The sequence below is a fragment of the Streptomyces sp. NPDC050448 genome (genome assembly GCF_040655295.1).
Taxonomy (GTDB): domain Bacteria; phylum Actinomycetota; class Actinomycetes; order Streptomycetales; family Streptomycetaceae; genus Streptomyces.
This window is the reverse complement of record NZ_JBFAJR010000011.1, coordinates 1-18,419: the sequence shown is the minus strand read 5'-3', so window position 1 is coordinate 18,419 and position 18,419 is coordinate 1. Positions and strand designations below refer to the sequence as shown.

Sequence of the window (18,419 nt, the reverse complement as noted above, 5' to 3'; positions counted from 1 at the left end):
TAGGTCAGGTGAGGGCGGCGATCACCTCGCGCGCCGCCCGCTCCCCCTCGGTCGCCCCGCCCTCCATGAAGCCCTGGAAGTCGTAGCTGCAGTGCTCGCCGCCGATGTGGACCCGGCCCTGCGCGGTGCCCTCGTACCTGGCGTACCGGTGCAGATAGCCCACCGGCCAGTACGAGTACGCGCCCAGCGAGTACGGGTTGCGGTGCCAGGCGGACAGCTGCGCCCGCCCGTTCCAGACGGCCTTGGTGCCCGGGAAGAAGGCGTCGACCCCCGTCAGCACCCGGTCCGCGAGGGTGCTGACGTACGGGTCGGTCTCGGTGGCGAACGGCGTGGCCGGGGTGAGCGCCCCGGCCAGGCTGCCGCCGCCGTACTGGAGCAGGATGCCCCCGTTGCCCGGCTGGACCTTGGTGGTGTCCCAGGTCTGCTGGACGTCGGAGTCGGTGAAGCAGTCCCCGGCGGAGATGCCCGGCCAGGGTCCGGTGCCGCGCCAGGGCCGGGCGGTGAACTGCATGTTGAGCTTGGTGCAGTGGCCCATCCGGGCGTCGCGCAGCAGGTTCTTCATCAGCGGGTCGAAGCCGGCGCCGGAGAGGTCGATCCGCTGGAGGATCGGCAGCGGCAGGCACAGGACCGTGTGGTCGGCGACGACCGTGCGCGTCGCTCCGGAGTCGTTGAAGGTCAGCGTCTGGGTGCCGTCGGAGCCGACGCGTACGGCGACGAGCTCGCGGCCCATCACGAGCGAACCGGCGGGCAGGGCCTGGGCGATGGCGTTCGGCAGCAGGTCGTTGCCGCCGGTGATGTGGTAGCGCTCGTTGGACAGGCCCCAGACGTTGAAGTTGCCCGGGTTGGGCTGGTACCCCATCAGCAGGACCAGCGCGAGCGCGGACTGCTGATCGGTGTCGGCCCCGTACTCGACGTTGTACGCGACGTCGATGAAGCGGCCGAGCCGCGAGCCGTGGCCGCCGGGGATCCGGGTCTCGATCCACTCGTACAGCGTCATGTTGTCGAGGGCGGTGCCCGCCGGGGTCGAGGAGTTCCAGGAGACCTCGCCGGCCTCCTGGAGGTCGCGGCGCAGCGCCTGGTAGACGGCCTTGAAGTCCTCGTCGGCCTGGGCGCGCGGGTAGTAGGTGCCGTTGAACCACAGGACTTCCTCGGCTCCGTTCGGGCCGCCGCCGAGGAAGTCCTCGGTGGGCAGGCTGAAGCGGCGGCACAGCTCCAGGATCTTCTTGTGGCCGGTGTCGATCAGCTCGCCGCCGATCTCGGAGGTCTGCCCGTACGCCCAGTGCGTGCGCTGGGACCACATGCGGCCGCCGACCCGGCTCGGATTGGCTTCGTACAGCGTGCAGTCGACTCCGGCGTCCTGGAGGGTGAGGGCTGCGGTCAGCCCGGAGATGCCGGCGCCGACGACGGCGACGCGGGCTGGGGCGACGGGCTTCTTGTCCGGGACCGCTTCGGCGGCGTGTGCGGCCCGGGAGGAGGCCAGGGCGCCGCCGAGGCCGAGACCGAGGGCGGCGGCGCGGCCGAGCAGTTGCCGGCGGCCGAGGCCCCGGACCTCGGCGACCGGCAGGGCGAGCCGGCGGGCAGCGGCGTGCTCGGCGGCCAGGGTGCGGAGCGCGTGCATCAGGGGGGTACGGGCCATGGCGGCGGCTCCTTCTCAGACGTTCGCGGCGGGCGGGGCGGGCGGCGCGGACGGAGCGGTCGGAGGGGCCGGAGGGGTCGGAGCGGGGGCGTCGGTGCGTTCGGCGGAGTCCTCCAGGACGACGCGGCCGATGATCTCGTAGCGTTCGGGGGCCCTGTACTTCAGCCAGAGGCCGAGTCCGAGTCCGCCGAAGAACACGGCCCCGACGATCCACGGGATCAGCGTGAAGAAGAAGGAGTCGGCTGCGAGCCCGGCCGCGGTCCGCATGTTGACCAGCAGGAGGACGACCACGGCGGTCATGCCGATCCCGCCGAGCAGCGGGGCCGTGAAGGTGCGGAACCAGTGCCGGTCTTCCGGGTGGTTCTTGCGGAAGTAGCCGATCACCGCGAAGGAGCACAGGGTCTGGACGATGAGGATCGCCATGGTGCCGAGGATCGCGAGCAGCGTGTACAGGTGGACGTACGGGTCCTGCCCGGTCAGCCAGAACAGCGCGACGAGGCCGGTGGCGATGGCGGTCTGCACGACGGAGGAGACGTACGGGGAGCCGTGCCTGGCGTGCGTGCGGCCGAGCCCCGGGTGCAGGAAGCCCTCGCGGCCGATGGCGTACAGGTAGCGGGCGGCGCACTGGTGGAAGGCCATGCCGCAGGCGAAGGAGCCGGTGAGCAGCAGCCACTGGAAGGCGTCCACGGCCCAGGCGCCGATGAAGGTCCGGGTCGGGTCGAAGAACAGGTCGAGGGGGCTGGTGGAGGCGGACAGCTCCACCGACTTCGAGAGCCCGTTGCCTGCGATGGTCATCCAGGAGACGTAGATGTAGAAGAGGCCGACGCCGACGACGGAGATCAGGGTGGCCCGGGGGATCACCCGCTTCGGATTGCGGGACTCCTCCCCGTACATCGCGGTGGACTCGAAGCCGACCCAGGACCAGAAGGCGAAGAAGAGCCCGAGCCCGGCGGAGGTTCCGGTGAACGCGTGCCGGGGGTTGACGGGTTCGAGCGGGATCCCGTCGGGGCCGCCGCCCGCGATCAGGACGGCGGTGGCGACGGCGAACAGGACGGCGATCTCGGCGACGAGCATCACGCCGAGGGCCTTGGCGGTGAGGTTGATGTCGAAGTGCGCGAGGGCCGCGGTGACGGCGAGCATGCCGGCCGCGTAGACGATCCAGGGCAGGTCGACGCCGAGTTGGTCGTGGACGGTGGTCTTGGCGAAGTAGGAGAAGACGCCGACGATCGAGGCCTCGAAGACGATGTAGGCGAGAACGGCGAGCATGCCGGAGGCCATGCCGGCGATCCGGCCGAGGCCGTGCGAGACGTACCCGTAGAACGCGCCGGCGGCGGTGATCCGCTTGGCCATGGCGACGTAGCCGACGGCGAAGACGGTCAGGACGACGGTGGCGAAGAGATAGCCGGCCGGGGCGCCGGTGCCGTTGCCGAACCCGACCGCGATGGGGAGGTTGCCGGTCATGGCGGTGATGGGCGCGGCGGTGGCGACTGCCATGAACACGACGCCGACGAGGCCGACGGAGTTGGCCTTGAGCCGCTGGACCTGTGGGGCGCCAGAGCCCGGAGGGGTCTGTGGCTCTTGTGGTGCTTGTGGTGCTTGGGCGGCGTCGGGGGTTCCGCCGGTGGTACCTGCGCTCATGGCGACCTCGTTCCTGGTTCATGGTTCCTGTCGGGAGGGGCGCCACTCTCCCCCTGCGTGACGCACGCCACAACCGGCACGAGGTCCGATAATCTCCTTGCAGGGACGACGAGTTGTCGGGCCGGACGGGGGCATATCGGGCTCTGTAACCGCCCGGTGATGTGCCGGGAACGGAGCGGCCGGTAGCGTCCCGCGATATGGACAACCAGGGCGGGATCACCGTTCAGCGGGCACTGGAGCTGCCCGGACTGCGCAGCGGACTGCCGGAGGTGGTGGCCTGCGCCGACCGCCTCGGCCGCACCGTCCGCTGGGTGCACGCGGGCGAGGTGCCGAACATCGCGTCCCTGCTCAAGGGCGGGGAGCTGCTGCTGACCACGGGGCTGGGCCTCGGCACCCGGCCCGCCGAGCAGCGGGCCTTCGTACGCCGCCTCGCGGACCGGGGGATCGCCGCGCTGGTGGTCGAACTGGGCCCGCGCTTCACCCGGCTCCCGGCCACTCTGGTCGAGACGGCGCGGGCGGCCGGCCTCCCGCTCGTCCAGCTCCACCGCGAAGTCCCCTTCGTGGCGGTGACGGAGGAGATCCACACCGAGATCGTCAACCACCACTACGCCCTGCTCCAGCGGGCCGAGGAGGTCCACCGGCGGTGCACCGAGGCGCTGCTGGGCGGCGGCGGGATCCCGCAGGTGCTGCGCATCCTGGCCGACTTCACCGGGAACCCGGTGTTCCTGGAGACCCCCGACGGCCAACTCCTGTACGCGGCGGGCCCGGTCTCCGGGGAGGCCGCGGCGGACCCGCTCCAGGTCTGGGAGGGGCTGCGGGGCCAGCGCGAGGCGGAGCCGTCGGCCAACGCGGTGCTGATCGACGTCCCCGGCGGCGGCCACGGCACGGGCTCGGTCCGCGCGCGGGTGGTCCTCCTGGGCGTCTCGGCGCCGCTGCTCCCCGTCCACCGGATGGCGGCGGAACGGACGGCGGGCGTACTGGCCGTGGTCCTGATGCAGGCCCGCCAGGAGGAGGAACTGGCGGCACGCGGCCGCGGCGACTTCCTGACGGACCTCGCGGAGGGCCGCATCAGCGCCGACGACGCCCCGGGGCAGGCGCGCGTCCTGGGCTTCAAGCCGGGGGCGGGTCCGCTGCTCCCGGTCGTCATGCGGCTGTCGTCCGACCTGGGTCCCTCCGGCAACTGGGCGGTACTGGCCCGGGCGGTCCTCGAGGAGCTGTCCTCGGTCGGCGTACCGGTCCTGCTGGGCGTGCGGCCCGTGGAGGGCCGGGTCCCGCTGCTCGTCTCCCTCCGGGCCGAGTCGGAACGCCCGGCGGTGGCGGACCGGGTCGCGGCGGCGCTGCGGGCGGGGGTGGAGCGGGCCGGCCTGGACCGCGCGGCGGCTCCTCCGGCGGTGGTCGTGGGCGTGGCGGGCGGCTGGGCGGCGGCCTCCTCGGGCCTGCGCCATGCCGCCGAGACGGCCACGGCGGCGCACGGCCTGCCGGCCCGCCCCTGGTACGACGCACGGCGGCTGGACATCGACCTGCTGCTGTGGCGGCTGCGCGAGCACCCCGACCTGGCGGCGTTCGTGGACCGGGCGATCGGCCCACTGCGCGTACACGACGCCAGCTCCCGCCCGCCGCTCCTGCCCACCCTGGAGACGTACCTGGCCCACGCGGGCCGCAAGGCGGAGACGGCGCGCGAGCTCCACCTCAACCGCCAGACGCTGTACAACCGCCTGGCCCGCATCTCGGAGCTCCTGGGCACCGACCTGGACGACCCGGAGACGGTCCTCTCCCTCAGCCTGGCCCTCCGCGCCCGCCGCCACACTCCGTCCTGACGCGTCTCCCTTTTTGACGCGCCCCTCGCACGGCTCGGCCCCGGCGGGCCTCCCCGGCTTCGGCCCGCTGCGCCGGACTCCGCCCGGCAGACCGGGGCCGGGACGAACCGCCCCACCGGCAGTTGAGGCGCGGGAGCCGGTGGGGTCAGGGACGGCGGCGGTCCATCAGCTCGTCGTACACCGACAGGATCTGCGCGACGGTGTCGTCCTCCGACGGCCACGTCGCCGCCTGGGCCCGTCCTGCCGCGGCCAGCGCAGCGCGCCGCGCCGGGTCCGACAGCAGGTCCGTCACCGCCGATGCCAGCGCGGCCGCGTCCCCGTACGGCACGAGCACGCCCGCGTCCCCGACCAGCTCCGGCACGCCCCCGACCGGCGTCGCGACCAGCGGGACGCCCGCCCGCAGCGCCTCCTGCGCCAGCAGCGACCGCGCCTCCCACCGGCTCGGCAGCACCGCCACGTCCGCCGCCGCCAGCAGCTGCGCAGCATCCCGGCGCCGCCCCAGCAACCGCACCGGCAGTCCCTCGGCCTCGATCCGCCGGGCCAGCTCCGCCCGCTGCGGGCCCTCCCCCGCGATCACCACCAGCGGCAGCGGCTCCAGCACCCGCCATGCCCGCGCCGCGTCCAGCAGTACGGAGTACCCCCGGCGCTCCACCAGGCTGCCGACCGCGATCAGCAACGGCCGCTCCATCGCCCCCAGTTCCGCCCGCACCTTGCCCGGGTCCGCCCCGGCGTCCGGGCCGGCCGGCCCCGCCGGGCCCATCGGCACGGCCACCGGTGCCAGCCGTGCGTCCCGCGCGCCCCGTTCCCGGGCCAGGTCCACCTGGTCCGAGGAGGCGCCCAGCACCACCGCCGCGGCCCGCGCCACATGCCGCTCCAGCACCCGGCCCAGCCGCCCGAAGGGCCCCTCGGCCGCGGGCCCGCCGCTCTGCCAGGTCACCACCAGCGGCACCCGGCGCCCGCGCAGCGCCAGCGCGGCGCGCATCCCGGCCCGCACTCCGTGCGCGTGCACCACGTCCGCCCCGGCGCACACGGCCCGCAGCGCACTCGCCGCGTCCGGGGTGAACTGCGCCCCGGCGCCGGTGAAGTCGTACTCCCCCTCCGCTTCCACGGACGCGCACACCGTGACCCGTACCCCGCGCGCGGCGAGCCCGGTCGTGAGCGACCGTACGTGCGCGCTGCTGCCCGCGCCCGCGCCGCCGAGTACTTGGACGGTACGAAGCGGTGGCAGCCCGTACGGCTGCGCGGGGACCGGGGTCGAGACCGGGGAGCTGCTCACGGGCCGAAGCTCCAGGGTGAGGGAGGCAGAGACGTCGCCCAGGATGCCAGTCCGCACGCGCGTTCCGGGACCATACGGGTGCGGATCCCGCAGGAGATACCGCCACACACCGCCGAGCCTCACCCACACGGCGTAGCGCCCGTCACCCCTGCGCACCACCCCGGGCCCGTGCAGCGGCGCATGCCGGGGGCCCGGAACGGCATCCGGCCGACATCCGTCCCGGGCCTCCGCAGCGCGCGCGCAACAGCTATGCGTCCGCGCGCGCCGCCGCCAGCAGTTCCTCGGCGTGCGCCCGCGCGGACACCGAATCCTCGTGGCCCGCCAGCATGCGCGAGAGCTCGCGGACGCGGTCCTCGCCCTCCAGGACGGTGACACCGCTCCTCGTCACCGACCCGTCGTTGGTCTTCTCCACCAGCAGCTGCCGGTCCGCGAAGGCCGCCACCTGCGGCAGGTGCGTGACGACCACGACCTGCGCCGACCTGGCCAGCTTCGCGAGCCGCCGCCCGACCTCGACGGCCGCCTTGCCGCCGACGCCCGCGTCGACCTCGTCGAAGAGGTACGTCGGCACCGGGTCGGAGCCCGCGAACACGACCTCCACCGCCAGCATCACGCGCGACAGCTCACCGCCCGAGGCGCCCTTGGCGATCGGCCGCGGCTGGGCGCCCGGGTGGGGGGCCAGCAGCAGTTCGACCTCGTCCGTGCCCGAGGGCCCGTAGGCGACGGGGCGGCCGTCGACTTCCACCCCCTCGGGGTCCTCCACCTGCCGGATGTCGATCGTCACCCGCGCGTGCGGCATCGCCAGCGACGCCAGCTCCTCCGTGACGGCCGACCCGAACCGCGTCGCCGCCTCCCTCCGCGCGTCCGTCAGCGCCTGTGCCAGCAGCGACAGTTCGGCCCGCAGTCCGTCCCGCTCGGCGGTCAGCTCCGTGATCCGCTCGTCGTCGCCGTCCAGCTCCAGCAGCCGCGCCGAACCCCGCTCGGCCCACTCCAGTACGGAGTCGATCGAGTCGCCGTACTTGCGCGTCAGCTGGGTCAGGGCCGCCCGGCGCTCCTCCACGGCGGCCAGCCGCAGCGGATCGGCGTCGAGGTCGTCGGCGTACCCCGCCAGCTCACCGGCCACATCGGCCAGCAGGATCCCGAGCTCTCCGATCCGCTCCGCGAGCGCGCCGAGTGCCGCGTCGTGCGACCGTACGGCTTCCAGGGCCCGGTGCGCGCCCGCGACGAGCGTGTTCGCGTCGACGCCCTCCGGGTCCTCGACATCGCCTGCGAGCGCCGCGTGCGCGATCTGCGCCGCGGAGGCCAGCGACTCGGCGTGGCCGAGCCGTTCGGCCTCCGCCGCCAGCTCCACGTCCTCGCCGGCCAGCGGCTCCACGGCCGCGATCTCCTCCAGGCCGAAGCGCAGCAGATCGGCCTCCTGGGCCCGTTCCCGGGCCCGGGTGGTGATCTCGTCGAGTTCGACGGCCACCGCACGCAGCCGCCGGTAGGCGGCCCCGTACTTCTCGAGCGGGACGGCGACCGCGTCGCCGGCGTACCGGTCGAGGGCCTGCCGCTGCCGGGCCGGCCGCAGCAGCCCCTGCTGGTCCGTCTGCCCGTGTACGGCGACCAGGTCGTCCGCGAGCTCGCTCAGCAGGCCGACGGGCACGGAGCGGCCGCCGACGTGGGCGCGTGAGCGCCCCTCGGCGGACACGGTCCGGCTGATCAGCAGGGCGCCGTCGTCGAGCTCGGCCCCGGCCTCCTCCGCGCGTACGGCGGCAGGCGCGTCGGGGCGCATGACGATCCGGCCCTCCACGACCGCCGCCTTGGCCCCGATCCGCACCAGGGCCGGGTCGGCGCGCCCGCCGAGCAGCAGGCCGAGGCTGGTGACGACCATCGTCTTGCCCGCGCCGGTCTCGCCGGTCACCGCGGTGAAACCGGGCGACAGCTCGACCACCGCGTCGTCGATGACCCCGAGCGACCGTATCCGCATCTCCTCAAGCACGGGACGACGATACCGAGGTTTCACCGGTGCCATGTGACGTCACCCGTCGAGAGCTTCCCGAACGAATGTGCTATTGATGGGGCGCTCCGCGCCACCCCGACACCGGCAGCGCGAACTTCGCGACGAGCCGGTCCGTGAACGACGCGTGGTGCAGCCGGGCGAGCCGCACCGGCACCGCTCCCCTGCGGACCTCCACCCGGGCCCCGGCGGGCAGCTCCAGCATCCGGCGCCCGTCGCACCACAGCACCCCGTGCGGGACCCCCGTCTGCACCTCCACCGCCAGCACCGAGTCCGGCGAGGTCACCAGCGGCTTCGCGAAGAGCGCGTGGGCGCTGATCGGCACCATCAGCAGCGCCTCCACCTCCGGCCAGACCACCGGCCCGCCCGCGGAGAAGGCGTACGCCGTCGAACCCGTCGGCGTCGCGCAGACGATCCCGTCACAGCCGAAGCCCGACACCGGACGCCCGTCGATCTCCAGGACCACCTCGAGCATCCGCTCGGGGGACACCTTCTGGACCGCGGCCTCGTTCAGCGCCCAGTCCCGGTGGACCACGTCGCCGTTCGTCCGTACGAGCACGTCGAGGGTCATCCGCTCCTCGACCTCGTACGCACGCGTCACGACCCGGTCCACGACCTTGTCCAGGTCGTCCCGCTCGGCCTCCGCGAGGAAGCCGACCCGGCCCAGGTTCACGCCCAGCATCGGCACCCCCGAGCCGCGCGCGAACTCCGCGCCGCGCAGCAGGGTCCCGTCGCCGCCCAGCACGATCAGCAGCTCACAGCCCTCGAGCACCGCGGGGGTGCACTCGGCGACCAGCTCCACCTCGGGCGGCAGCGGCAGGTCTCTCGCCTCGTACTCCAGGACCCGTACGCCCAGCCCGCTCTTCAACAGCCCCTGCACGACCAGCTCGGCGCTGCGGATGGCCGCCGGCCGCCCGGTGTGCGCGAGCAGGAAGACGGTCCGCCCCGCCGTCGGAGACGATGTGTCCGAGCTGTCCGACCTATCCGCTGATTCAGTCACTGCGGCCCCTCCGCCACTGCACGGTCAACATCCGCCGGGTCGAGTGCCGGTGCCCCCGCCCGCAGCCACAGAAAGTACTCCACGTTCCCCGACGGACCGGGCAGCGGGCTCGCGGTCACCCCGAGAACGCCGAGTCCCAGCTTCGCCGCCCGGGCCGCCACCTCGCGCACGGCCTCCGCCCGCAGCTCCGGGCTGCGCACCACGCCGCCGCTGCCGAGCCGGTCCTTGCCGACCTCGAACTGCGGCTTGACCATCAGCACCAGGTCCGCGTCCGGCACGCAGCAGCTCACCAGTGCGGGCAGCACCAGGCCGATGGAGATGAAGGACAGGTCGCCGACGACGAGGTCGACGGGGACGCCGTCGAGCTGTTCGACCGTCAGCTCGCGGACGTTCGTACGGTCCTTGACGGTGACCCGGTCGTCGCTCTGCAGCGACCAGGCGAGCTGCCCGTACCCGACGTCGACGGCCATGACGTGGGCCACGCCCGCGCGCAGCAGCACGTCGGTGAAACCGCCGGTGGAGGCACCGGCGTCCAGCGCCCGGCGGCCCTCGACGGCCAGCCCCTGCGGCTGGAAGACCGCCAGCGCGCCGGCCAGCTTGTGGCCGCCCCGGGAGACGTAGTCGGGGTCGCTGTCGTCCTTGAGGACCACCAGGGCCGCGCTGGTCTCGACCTGGGTGGCCGCCTTGGTCGCGGTGGCGCCGCCGACGGTCACCCGGCCCGCGGCGATCAGCTGGGCGGCGTGCTCGCGCGAGCGGGCCATGCTGCGGCGTACCAGTTCGGCGTCCAGGCGGCGGCGTGCCACTCCTGCCACGTTCGGTTCAGCTCCTGTTTTCGTACGGTCCGGGGACGGGCGGTGCGTCCAGCGCGGTCAGCGCGTCGCGCAACCCCCTGTGCACATCCTCGTACACCGCGACGTGTCCGTCCGCCGTGAGGTGGTCGGCGTCGGCCAGCCGCTCCAGGTGCGCGTCCACCCCGGCATGGCCGGTGGGCGTACGGAGGAGGCCGAGGGGCTCGGGCCCGGCGGGCCCGGCGGAGGGCTCCGGCGCCGTTCCCCCCGGCGCGCCCACTGCGTCCGGCGCATCCGGCGCATCCGGCACGTCGGATACACCCGGTCCGCCCGGTACATCCGGTACGTCCGCCACCGCGTCGGCCAAGTCGTCGGTCATGCCCCGACGCTACCCCGAAGCACCCGGGCGGCCACGCACGGCTCTGCGGTACGGTCGAGATCACGATGGCTACGATCGATGAGTGCCGAGCCGCACTCGACCAACTCTCCGGCAACCTTGCGCAGGCCGACGGCAGCGTGCGCGGCGCTGCCGCGCTGGACCGCTCCCTGAGCTGCCACATCACCGACCTGGACCAGACCTTCACCGGCCGCCTCGACGGCGGCCGGATCCGGGTGGACACGGTCTCCCCCGGCCCGCCCGCCGCCAAGGCCGAGATCCGGCTCGCGATGACCGGCGACGACCTGGTGGCGATGGTCGCGGGCGAGCTCAGGTTCGCCAAGGCCTGGGCCTCCGGCCGAGTCCGCCTGGAAGCCGGCTTCCGCGATCTGCTCCGCCTCAAAAACCTCCTGTAACCGGGGCAAATCCAGCCCCGCCGGCACAACCGGTGCCGCCGGGGCAGATCCGGCCCCGCCGGCGTTCCAGGCGCGGGGCCCGGGGTCAGGGCCCCCGCAACGGCCCCTCACGGACACCCGGGGGTCAGCCCGCAGCGGCAGAATCCGTCAACCGCCCGGGCAGTGGCTTGCGCGCGGCCGGGATCACCAGCGGCGTCCCCGTCTCCGGGTCGTCGATGATCTGGCAGCGCAGCCCGAACACCTTCTCCACCAGCTCCGCCGTGACCACCTCGGCCGGCGGCCCTTCGGCGACGACCTGGCCGCCGCGCATGGCGATCAGGTGCGTGGCGTAGCGGGCCGCGTGGTTGAGGTCGTGCAGCACGGCGACCAGGGTCCGCCCCTGGTTCTCGTGCAGTTCGGCGCACAGGTCCAGCACGTCGATCTGGTGCTGGATGTCCAGGTAGGTGGTCGGCTCGTCCAGCAGCAGCAGCGGCGTCTGCTGCGCCAGCGCCATCGCGATCCACACGCGCTGGCGCTGTCCGCCCGACAGCTCGTCCACCGACCGGTCCGCGAGCTCGGCGACCCCGGTCGCGGCCATGGACTCGAGGACGATCCGCTCGTCCTCCTGCGACCACTGCCGCAGCAGCCCCTGGTGCGGGTACCGGCCCCGGGAGACCAGGTCGGCGACGGTGATCCCGTCCGGCGCGATCGAGGACTGCGGCAGCAGGCCCAGGGTCTTGGCGACCTTCTTGGCCGGCAGCGACCCGATGGCGTGCCCGTCCAGCAGCACCCGCCCGGCGGACGGCTTCAGCATCCGCGACAGGGCGCGCAGCAGCGTGGACTTGCCGCAGGCGTTGGGTCCGACGATCACCGTGAAGGAGTGGTCGGGGATCTCCACCGACAGGTTCTCGGCGATGACCCGCTGCTCGTAGCCGAGGGTCACGTTCTGCGCGGTCAGCCGCTGCACGGGCGTACTCCTTGAGTTGCTCATATACGTCCCGCCCTGCGCTCGGTGACGAGCAGCCAGAGCAGATAGACACCGCCGACCAGCCCGGTCACCACGCCCACCGGCAGCTGGTCGGCGCCGAAGGCGCGCTGCGAGGCCCAGTCGGACACGAGCAGCAGGACGGAGCCCATCAGCGCGCCGGTGAGCAGGTTCGATCCGGGCGAGCGGGTCAGGCGCCGGGCCAGCTGGGGCGCGGCCAGGGCGACGAAGGCGATGGGCCCGGCGGCCGCGGTGGCCGCGGCGGTCAGCAGAACGGCCGCCGGCATCAGCAGCATCCGCGTACGTTCCACCCGTACCCCGAGGGCGTACGCGGCGTCGTCGCCCATCTCCATCATCCGCAGGGCCCGGCCCTGCCCGAGGACCAGCGGGAACAGCACCGCGCAGGTTCCCAGCAGGGGCCAGACCTGGTTCCAGTCCCGGCCGGCGAGCGAGCCGGTCAGCCAGACCATCGCGCGGGTGGCCTCGGCGAGCTGGGCCTTGGTCAGCAGGTAGTTGATGACCGCGACGAGCATCGCGGAGGTGCCGATGCCGACCAGCACCAGCCGGTAGCCGTGGATGCCGCGCTTGTACGACAGCAGGTAGACGAGGATGCCGGCGAGCAGCCCGCCCACCAGCGCGCCCGCCGCCACCGCGGTCGCGCCGCCCTTGAACAGGACGATCACGGTGAGCGCGCCGACCGCCGAGCCGTACCCGAATCCGAGCAGGTCCGGGGAGCCGAGCGGGTTGCGGGAGACGGACTGGAAGACCGCGCCGGACATGCCGAGGGCGGCGCCCACCAGCAGGGCGACCAGCACCCGCGGCAGCCGCAGGTCGTTGACGATGAAGTCGTGCGCCGGCGTCCCGTTGCCGAGCAGGGTCTGTACGACGTCCCACGGCGCGATCTCGAAGTCCCCGGTGCCGATGAGCACGACGGCCATCACCGCCGCGGCCAGGGCGAGCAGCAGCCCGACCGCCAGGGCACGCGGCTCCGTCCGCAGGGACAGCCCGCCGGGGCCGCGCAGGGCACGGGAGCCGGGCTTGTCCGCCCGAAGGTCGACGGTCACAGCTGGGCCATCCTCTTGCGCCGGACGAGGTGGATGAAGACGGGTCCGCCGATCAGCGCGGTGACGATGCCGACCTGGAGCTCGGCGGGCCGGGTGACGACCCGGCCGATGACGTCCGCGCCCAGCAGCAGCACCGGTGAGAGGACCGCCGAGTAGGCGAGCACCCACCGCATGTCGGGACCGGTGAGGAGCCGCGCCAGGTGCGGGATCATCAGCCCGATGAAGACGATCGGCCCGCAGGCGGCGGTCGCCGCCCCGCACAGGAGCGTGATGGCCGCCATGGCGCCGATCCGGGTCCGCGTCAGGTGGGCGCCGAGGGCCCGCGCGGTGTCGTCGCCCATGGCCATGGCATTGAGCGGCCGGCCCAGCGACAGCGCGATCACCGCGCCCACCAGCAGGAAGGGCGCCACCTGGCGGACGGTGTCCATGTTCGCGGAGGCCAGCGAGCCCACGGTCCAGAAGCGGAGCTTGTCCAGCGCCTTGCTGTCCATCAGCTGCACGGCGTTGATGTAGCCGGCCAGGGCCGCGCTGGCCGCCGTACCGGCGAGCGCGAGGCGCACCGGGGTCGCGCTGCGGCTGCCGCCGAGCACGTAGACCACGACGGAGACGACGGCGGCGCCGAGGAAGGCCCACCACACGAACTCGCCGATTGAGGAGGCCCCGAGGAAGGTGATCGCCGAGACCACGGCGGCCGCGGCGCCCGCGTTGACGCCGAGGATGCCCGGCTCGGCCAGCGGATTGCGGGTCAGCGCCTGCATCACCGCACCGGACAGGCCGAGCCCGAGCCCGACCATCAGCCCGAGGAGGGTGCGCGGGACCCGCAGATCGCGCACCACCACGTCGGAGGGCGTCCCCGCGTAGTGGAACAGGCCGTGCCAGACCTGGTCGAGGGGCATCTGCCGGGCGCCCACGGCGATGCTCGCCACCACGATCAGGGCCAGCACAGCGAGGGCGCCGAGCAGACCGGCGGCGCGCGCCGCATGGCGCGGGCGGATGGCGGCGACCGGCGCCGCGCTCTGTTCAGGGGGACTCTCGACCAACACGAAGGTTAGGTTAGCCTACCCTGCTTCTGATCTTGTCTTCCGGATCCCGCGGACCGCCGGTGAACGGCCCCCCGAACCGCCTCGGACGGCCCGCGAACCCGACTCGGACGGCCTCACGGACCCTCCAAGTGACCTCACGGACCCTCCAAGTGGCCTCGTGGAACCCTCCAGGTGCCTCACGGGACCCTCCGGCCGACTCGTGGACCCCTACGGGCGGCCCCGCCGGCACCTCCGCCCGGCCTACAGCCCGATCCGGGCCAGCGCCTTCCCCATGTCCAGCGTGCAGGAGCCGTCCCCCGCCTGCGTCCAGGCCGCCGCGCACAGCGCCCGCAGCCCGTCGACCGGATCGCCCTCGCCCCGCAACTCCAGTACGTCCGCCGCCACCACCGCGGTCCAGCCCCCGCAGCGGAAGCCCTCCCCGGCCGGCCCGACCTCCGGCTGCCCCGTCAGCAGCCCGCGCAGATCCCGGTCCACGTACGTCGGCCGGTGCCTCGGCTCGGCCCGCAGCAGTTGCGCCGCGTCCGTCACCCCGGTCAGCACCAGCAGCGAGTCCACCTCCCCGTTGAACGCGCCCTCGATGTCCGTGTCCAGCCGGTCCCCGACCACCAGCGGCCGCTCCGCCCCGGTCCGCAGCACCGTCTCCCGGTGCATCGGGGGCAGCGGCTTGCCCGCGACCTGCGGCTGCGCGCCCGTGGCGATCCGTACGACCTCCACCGCCGCCCCGTTCCCGGGCCCGATCCCACGCGCCCCCGGAATCGTCAGATCGGTGTTCGACGCGTACCACGGCACCCCGCGCTGGATCGCGTACGAAGCCTCCGCGAACCGCGCCCACGGCAGATCGGGGCCCCCGTACCCCTGCACGACCGCCGCGAGCCCCTCCTCGTCGGCGGACTCCACCGGCACCAGCCCCCGCTCGCGCAGCGCGACCCGCAGCCCCTCGCCGCCGATCACCAGCACCTTCGACCCCGGCTGCACCTGCTCCGAGATCAGCCGCGCCACGGCCTGCGCCGAAGTGATCACCTCGGCGGCCTCGGTCGGGATCCCCAGCTCGCCCAGGTGCTCGGCGACCGCGTCCGGAGTCCGCAGCGCGTTGTTCGTGACGTACGCCAGGTGCATCCCGTCGGCCCGCGCCGCCGCCAGCGAATCCACGGCGTACGCGATGGCCTCGCCGCCCGCGTACACGACGCCGTCCAGGTCCAGCAGGGCCGTGTCGTACGCCTGGTGCAGGCTGCGCTCGCTGCCCGCCGGACTCGTCCTGCTCTGCCGGGTCATCCTGTCGGCTCCCTGTCTGCTCGGTCTTCGATCGGTGTCGACCACATGTGCGCTGAGCTCTTGCTCACCCGATCATCCCGCATCGCGAGACGCGTCTTACCATGCAGCAATGACCACATCTGGTACCGCGGACGACGGGCTGCGCCTGATCCCCTTCCATGGACTGCGCTACGTCCCGGAGCGTGTCGGCAGTCTGGCCGCCGTCACCTCACCGCCGTACGACGTGGTCGTACGCCCCGATGGCGTCGACCACCTCGAGTCCGCCGACCCGCACAACATCGTCCGTCTGATCCTTCCGCAGGCCGACACCCCCGCCGCGCGCAACGAACAGGCCGCGCGCACCCTGCACGACTGGCTCGCCAAGGGCGTCCTCAGCACCGACCCCGACCCGGCGCTCTACGTCTACGAGCAGCGCAAGGGCGGCCTGCTCCAGCGCGGCGTCATCGGCGCCCTCGCCCTCTCGAAGCCCGACGCCGGCATCGTCCTCCCGCACGAGGACGTCATGCCGGACGTGGTCACCGACCGGGCCGGCCTGATGCGGGCGGCCTCGGCCAACCTGGAGCCCCTCCTCCTCACCTACCGCGGCGATGACCCCGGGACCGGCGCGGCGGAGGTCGTCGAGCGGACCGCCGGGCGGGCGCCCCTGCTGGCCACCACCACCGAGGACGGCTTCCGGCACCGGCTCTGGGCCATCACCGACCCCGCCGACCAGGCCGCCGTCACCGCCGACCTCGGCCACCGCCAGGCACTCATCGCCGACGGACACCACCGCTGGGCGACGTACCTGCGCCTCCAGGAGGAGCACCAGTCCCCCACGGCATGGGACTTCGGCCTGGTCCTCCTCGTCGACACCGCCCGCTACCCGCTCCAGGTCCGCGCCATCCACAGGATGCTGCGCCGCCTCCCGCTCGCGGACGCCCTGGCCTCCGTCGGGGCCCACTTCCGGGTCCGCCCGGTCGACGGCCCGCTGCCGCTCGCCCTGGAGACCCTCGCCGACGCCGCGGAGCGGGGCAACGCCTTCCTCCTGACCGGCGACGGGACCTTCCACCTGGTCACCGACCCGGACCTGGACCTCCTCGAGCGCACCGTACGCCACGACCGCCCCGAGGCCTGGCGCCGGCTGGACGCGACCGTACTGCACGCGACCCTGCTCGACGCCTTGTGGCAGATCCCCGACACCCCCGACCAGATCACGTACATCCACGACGCGGCGGCCACCGCCGCCATGGCCGAGCGCCACGGCGGCACCGCGGTCCTGCTGCACCCCGTACGGGAGGAAGTCGTCCGGGACCTGGCCCGCCAAGGCGTCACGATGCCCCGCAAGTCCACCTCCTTCGGCCCGAAGCCGGCGACCGGACTGGTGCTGCGCAGCCTGGACTGACCGCGGACGCGAAAAAGGGCGGTACCCCCGGAGGGGTACCGCCCTTTCTCAGTTCAGCACTCAGGCCTTGTCGCGGGCCTGGTCCCGCTCGTCGTCCTCGTCGTCCTCGTCCTCGACGACAACGACCTCGTCGGTGACGTCGACGTCGACGTCCGCCTCGGACCGCTCGAGCGGCTCGTACTCCTCGTCGTCCTCGTCGTAGTACTCGGCCTGGTCGGACGCACGCTCGGCGGCGGCGACCTCGGCGGCGTCCTGCTCGTCGTCCTCGTCGCCGATCTCGTCCGCCTCATCGGCGTCGAGCGCGTCGACGAACTCGACCCCGTCCAGCTCGGCGAGCCGGTCGGAGGCATCCATCGAGCCGTCCTTGTCCGCCTCGACCGTCTTGGCGAACCACTCGCGCGCCTCGTCCTCACGACCGGCCGCCAGCAGGGCGTCGGCGTAGGCGTACCGCAGACGCGCGGTCCACGGCTGGACGGAGTTGGACGCCAGCTCCGGGCTCTGCAGGGTCACGATGGCGGCTTCGAGCTGCCCCATGTCCCGCCGCGCACCGGCGGCGACCAGGCGCATCTCGACCTGGCCGGCCTTGTCCAGCTTCTGCACCTCGGGCTCGCCTGCCATGGCCAGCGCGCGCTCGGGGCGGCCGAGGCCGCGTTCGCAGTCGGCCATGACGGGCCACAGCTCGACGGATCCGGTCATGCGCTTGGCGGCGCGGAACTCCGCGAGCGCCTCGCTGTACTTCTGCGTGGCGTACGCGGCGAAGCCGGCGGCCTCGCGCACGGCGGCGACACGGGAGGCCAGCCGCAGGGCGATGCGCGAGTACGCGTACGCCTGCTCCGGGTCCTCGTCGATCAGCCGGGCCACCATGACCAGGTTGCGGGAGACCTCCTCGGCCAGCCCCTTGGGCAGGCTCAGGAGCTCCTGGCGCACATCGGCGTCGATCTCGAGACCGGTGACGTCCTCGTCGATCGGAAGCCGCTTGACCGGGTCCCGGTCGCGGTCCGCACGGTAGTCGCGGTCGCCACCGCGGTCATCGCGGCCGCCACGGTAGCCGCCGCGGTCGCCACCACGGTCGTCACGGCCGCGGAACCCGCCACGGTCGCCACCGCGGTCATCACGGCGCGGGTAGCTCGGGCGGTCGCCGCCACGGTCGTCACGACCGCCGCGGAAACCACCGCGCTCGTCGTCGCGACGCGGGTACGACGGACGCCCACCGCGCTCGTCATCACGACGCGGGTACGACGGACGCTCGCCACCACGGTCGTCACGGCGGAAGCCGCCGCCTGCGGGACGCTCGCCACCACGGTCGTCACGACGCGGGTAGGACGGACGCTCGCCACCGCGGTCGTCGCGGCGCGGGTAGGACGGGCGGTCCCCGCCACGGTCGTCACGACCGCCGCGGAAACCACCGCGCTCGTCGTCGCGACGCGGGTACGACGGACGCTCGCCCCGGTCGTCGCGACGGAAGCCGCCGCCTGCGGGACGCTCGCCACCACGGTCGTCACGGCGCGGGTAGGACGGACGGTCCCCGCCACGGTCGTCACGACGCGGGTAGGAGGGCCGGTCCTCGCGGCCGCGGAAGCCTCCGCCGGTCGGGCGGTCGCCGCGGTCGTCGCGACGGAAGCCGCCGCCTGCGGGACGGTCGCCACCGCGGTCGTCACGGCGCGGGTAGGACGGGCGGTCCCCGCCACGGTCGTCACGACCGCCGCGGAAACCACCGCGCTCGTCGTCGCGACGCGGGTACGACGGACGCTC

The 18,419-nt window shown here is 73.7% G+C and carries 15 protein-coding genes and 1 pseudogene; 3 read left to right on the top strand and 13 right to left on the bottom strand.

Annotated features, from left to right (window positions below):
- Positions 1-4 precede the first annotated feature (4 nt).
- Complete coding sequence (locus tag AB0I68_RS15480) at positions 5-1,636, bottom strand: NAD(P)/FAD-dependent oxidoreductase (protein WP_363177802.1); 1,632 nt, start codon at positions 1,634-1,636, stop codon at positions 5-7.
- Positions 1,637-1,651: 15 nt separating this feature from the next.
- Positions 1,652-3,130 (bottom strand): APC family permease, encoded by a 1,479-nt coding sequence (locus AB0I68_RS15475; RefSeq protein ID WP_363177963.1) that lies wholly within the window; start codon positions 3,128-3,130, stop codon positions 1,652-1,654.
- A gap of 341 nt (positions 3,131-3,471) precedes the next feature.
- Between AB0I68_RS15475 and AB0I68_RS15470 the strand changes: the two genes are divergently transcribed.
- Positions 3,472-5,091: a PucR family transcriptional regulator gene (locus AB0I68_RS15470; RefSeq protein WP_363177800.1), complete on the top strand. Its 1,620-nt coding sequence runs from the start codon at positions 3,472-3,474 to the stop codon at positions 5,089-5,091.
- Positions 5,092-5,236: 145 nt separating this feature from the next.
- Here the strand turns inward: AB0I68_RS15470 and AB0I68_RS15465 are convergent, their stop codons facing one another.
- From AB0I68_RS15465 to AB0I68_RS15445, 5 genes are all read right to left on the bottom strand, one after another.
- On the bottom strand, positions 5,237-6,367 hold the full coding sequence (locus AB0I68_RS15465) for a glycosyltransferase family 4 protein (protein WP_363177799.1): 1,131 nt from the start codon (positions 6,365-6,367) through the stop codon (positions 5,237-5,239).
- Between the two features lie 247 nt (positions 6,368-6,614).
- Complete coding sequence (gene recN, locus AB0I68_RS15460) at positions 6,615-8,333, bottom strand: DNA repair protein RecN (protein WP_363177962.1); 1,719 nt, start codon at positions 8,331-8,333, stop codon at positions 6,615-6,617.
- A gap of 82 nt (positions 8,334-8,415) precedes the next feature.
- Positions 8,416-9,363, bottom strand: coding sequence for an NAD kinase (locus AB0I68_RS15455; protein ID WP_363177798.1), 948 nt, complete (start codon positions 9,361-9,363; stop codon positions 8,416-8,418).
- On the bottom strand, positions 9,360-10,175 hold the full coding sequence (locus AB0I68_RS15450) for a TlyA family RNA methyltransferase (protein ID WP_363177797.1): 816 nt from the start codon (positions 10,173-10,175) through the stop codon (positions 9,360-9,362). Before AB0I68_RS15450 ends, AB0I68_RS15455 begins: the two co-directional genes overlap by 4 nt.
- Before the next feature lie 7 nt (positions 10,176-10,182).
- Positions 10,183-10,530, bottom strand: a complete 348-nt coding sequence (locus tag AB0I68_RS15445) for a hypothetical protein (RefSeq protein ID WP_363177796.1) — start codon at positions 10,528-10,530, stop codon at positions 10,183-10,185.
- 65 nt (positions 10,531-10,595) lie between these two features.
- On the opposite strand from AB0I68_RS15445, the gene AB0I68_RS15440 reads away from it, so the two are divergent.
- Positions 10,596-10,943, top strand: coding sequence for an SCP2 sterol-binding domain-containing protein (locus AB0I68_RS15440; protein WP_363177795.1), 348 nt, complete (start codon positions 10,596-10,598; stop codon positions 10,941-10,943).
- A gap of 124 nt (positions 10,944-11,067) precedes the next feature.
- Here AB0I68_RS15440 and AB0I68_RS15435 read toward each other — a convergent pair whose 3' ends face one another.
- The 4 genes from AB0I68_RS15435 to AB0I68_RS15420 form a co-directional block, all read right to left on the bottom strand.
- Complete coding sequence (locus tag AB0I68_RS15435; RefSeq protein WP_363177794.1) at positions 11,068-11,913, bottom strand: ABC transporter ATP-binding protein; 846 nt, start codon at positions 11,911-11,913, stop codon at positions 11,068-11,070.
- The gene (locus AB0I68_RS15430; RefSeq protein ID WP_363177793.1) at positions 11,910-12,971 is read right to left on the bottom strand and encodes an iron chelate uptake ABC transporter family permease subunit; all 1,062 of its coding nucleotides are present in this window, start codon (positions 12,969-12,971) and stop codon (positions 11,910-11,912) included. Before AB0I68_RS15430 ends, AB0I68_RS15435 begins: the two co-directional genes overlap by 4 nt.
- Entirely contained in the window at positions 12,968-14,011 is a 1,044-nt protein-coding gene (locus AB0I68_RS15425) for an iron chelate uptake ABC transporter family permease subunit (RefSeq protein WP_363177961.1), read from the bottom strand. Before AB0I68_RS15425 ends, AB0I68_RS15430 begins: the two co-directional genes overlap by 4 nt.
- Positions 14,012-14,254: 243 nt before the next feature.
- Positions 14,255-15,286: an HAD-IIA family hydrolase gene (locus AB0I68_RS15420; RefSeq protein WP_363177792.1), complete on the bottom strand. Its 1,032-nt coding sequence runs from the start codon at positions 15,284-15,286 to the stop codon at positions 14,255-14,257.
- A 109-nt stretch (positions 15,287-15,395) separates the two neighbouring features.
- Between AB0I68_RS15420 and AB0I68_RS15415 the strand changes: the two genes are divergently transcribed.
- Positions 15,396-16,667, top strand: a complete 1,272-nt coding sequence (locus AB0I68_RS15415; RefSeq protein WP_363177791.1) for a DUF1015 domain-containing protein — start codon at positions 15,396-15,398, stop codon at positions 16,665-16,667.
- A gap of 60 nt (positions 16,668-16,727) precedes the next feature.
- Here the strand turns inward: AB0I68_RS15415 and AB0I68_RS15410 are convergent, their stop codons facing one another.
- Together AB0I68_RS15410 and AB0I68_RS15405 are read right to left on the bottom strand one after the other, a co-directional pair.
- Complete coding sequence (locus tag AB0I68_RS15410; RefSeq protein WP_363177960.1) at positions 16,728-17,594, bottom strand: hypothetical protein; 867 nt, start codon at positions 17,592-17,594, stop codon at positions 16,728-16,730.
- Between the two features lie 138 nt (positions 17,595-17,732).
- Positions 17,733-18,419, bottom strand: a pseudogene (locus AB0I68_RS15405) (RNA helicase); the annotation flags it as partial.

Coding starts and splice junctions, on each gene's coding strand:
- AB0I68_RS15470 (WP_363177800.1), top strand. CDS start 3,472: ATGGACAACCAGGGCGGGATCACCGTTCAGCGGGCACTGGAGCTGCCC.
- AB0I68_RS15435 (WP_363177794.1), bottom strand. CDS start 11,913: ATGAGCAACTCAAGGAGTACGCCCGTGCAGCGGCTGACCGCGCAGAAC.
- AB0I68_RS15440 (WP_363177795.1), top strand. CDS start 10,596: ATGGCTACGATCGATGAGTGCCGAGCCGCACTCGACCAACTCTCCGGC.
- recN (WP_363177962.1), bottom strand. CDS start 8,333: ATGCGGATACGGTCGCTCGGGGTCATCGACGACGCGGTGGTCGAGCTG.
- AB0I68_RS15480 (WP_363177802.1), bottom strand. CDS start 1,636: ATGGCCCGTACCCCCCTGATGCACGCGCTCCGCACCCTGGCCGCCGAG.
- AB0I68_RS15445 (WP_363177796.1), bottom strand. CDS start 10,530: ATGACCGACGACTTGGCCGACGCGGTGGCGGACGTACCGGATGTACCG.
- AB0I68_RS15415 (WP_363177791.1), top strand. CDS start 15,396: ATGACCACATCTGGTACCGCGGACGACGGGCTGCGCCTGATCCCCTTC.
- AB0I68_RS15475 (WP_363177963.1), bottom strand. CDS start 3,130: ATGGCAGTCGCCACCGCCGCGCCCATCACCGCCATGACCGGCAACCTC.
- AB0I68_RS15420 (WP_363177792.1), bottom strand. CDS start 15,286: ATGACCCGGCAGAGCAGGACGAGTCCGGCGGGCAGCGAGCGCAGCCTG.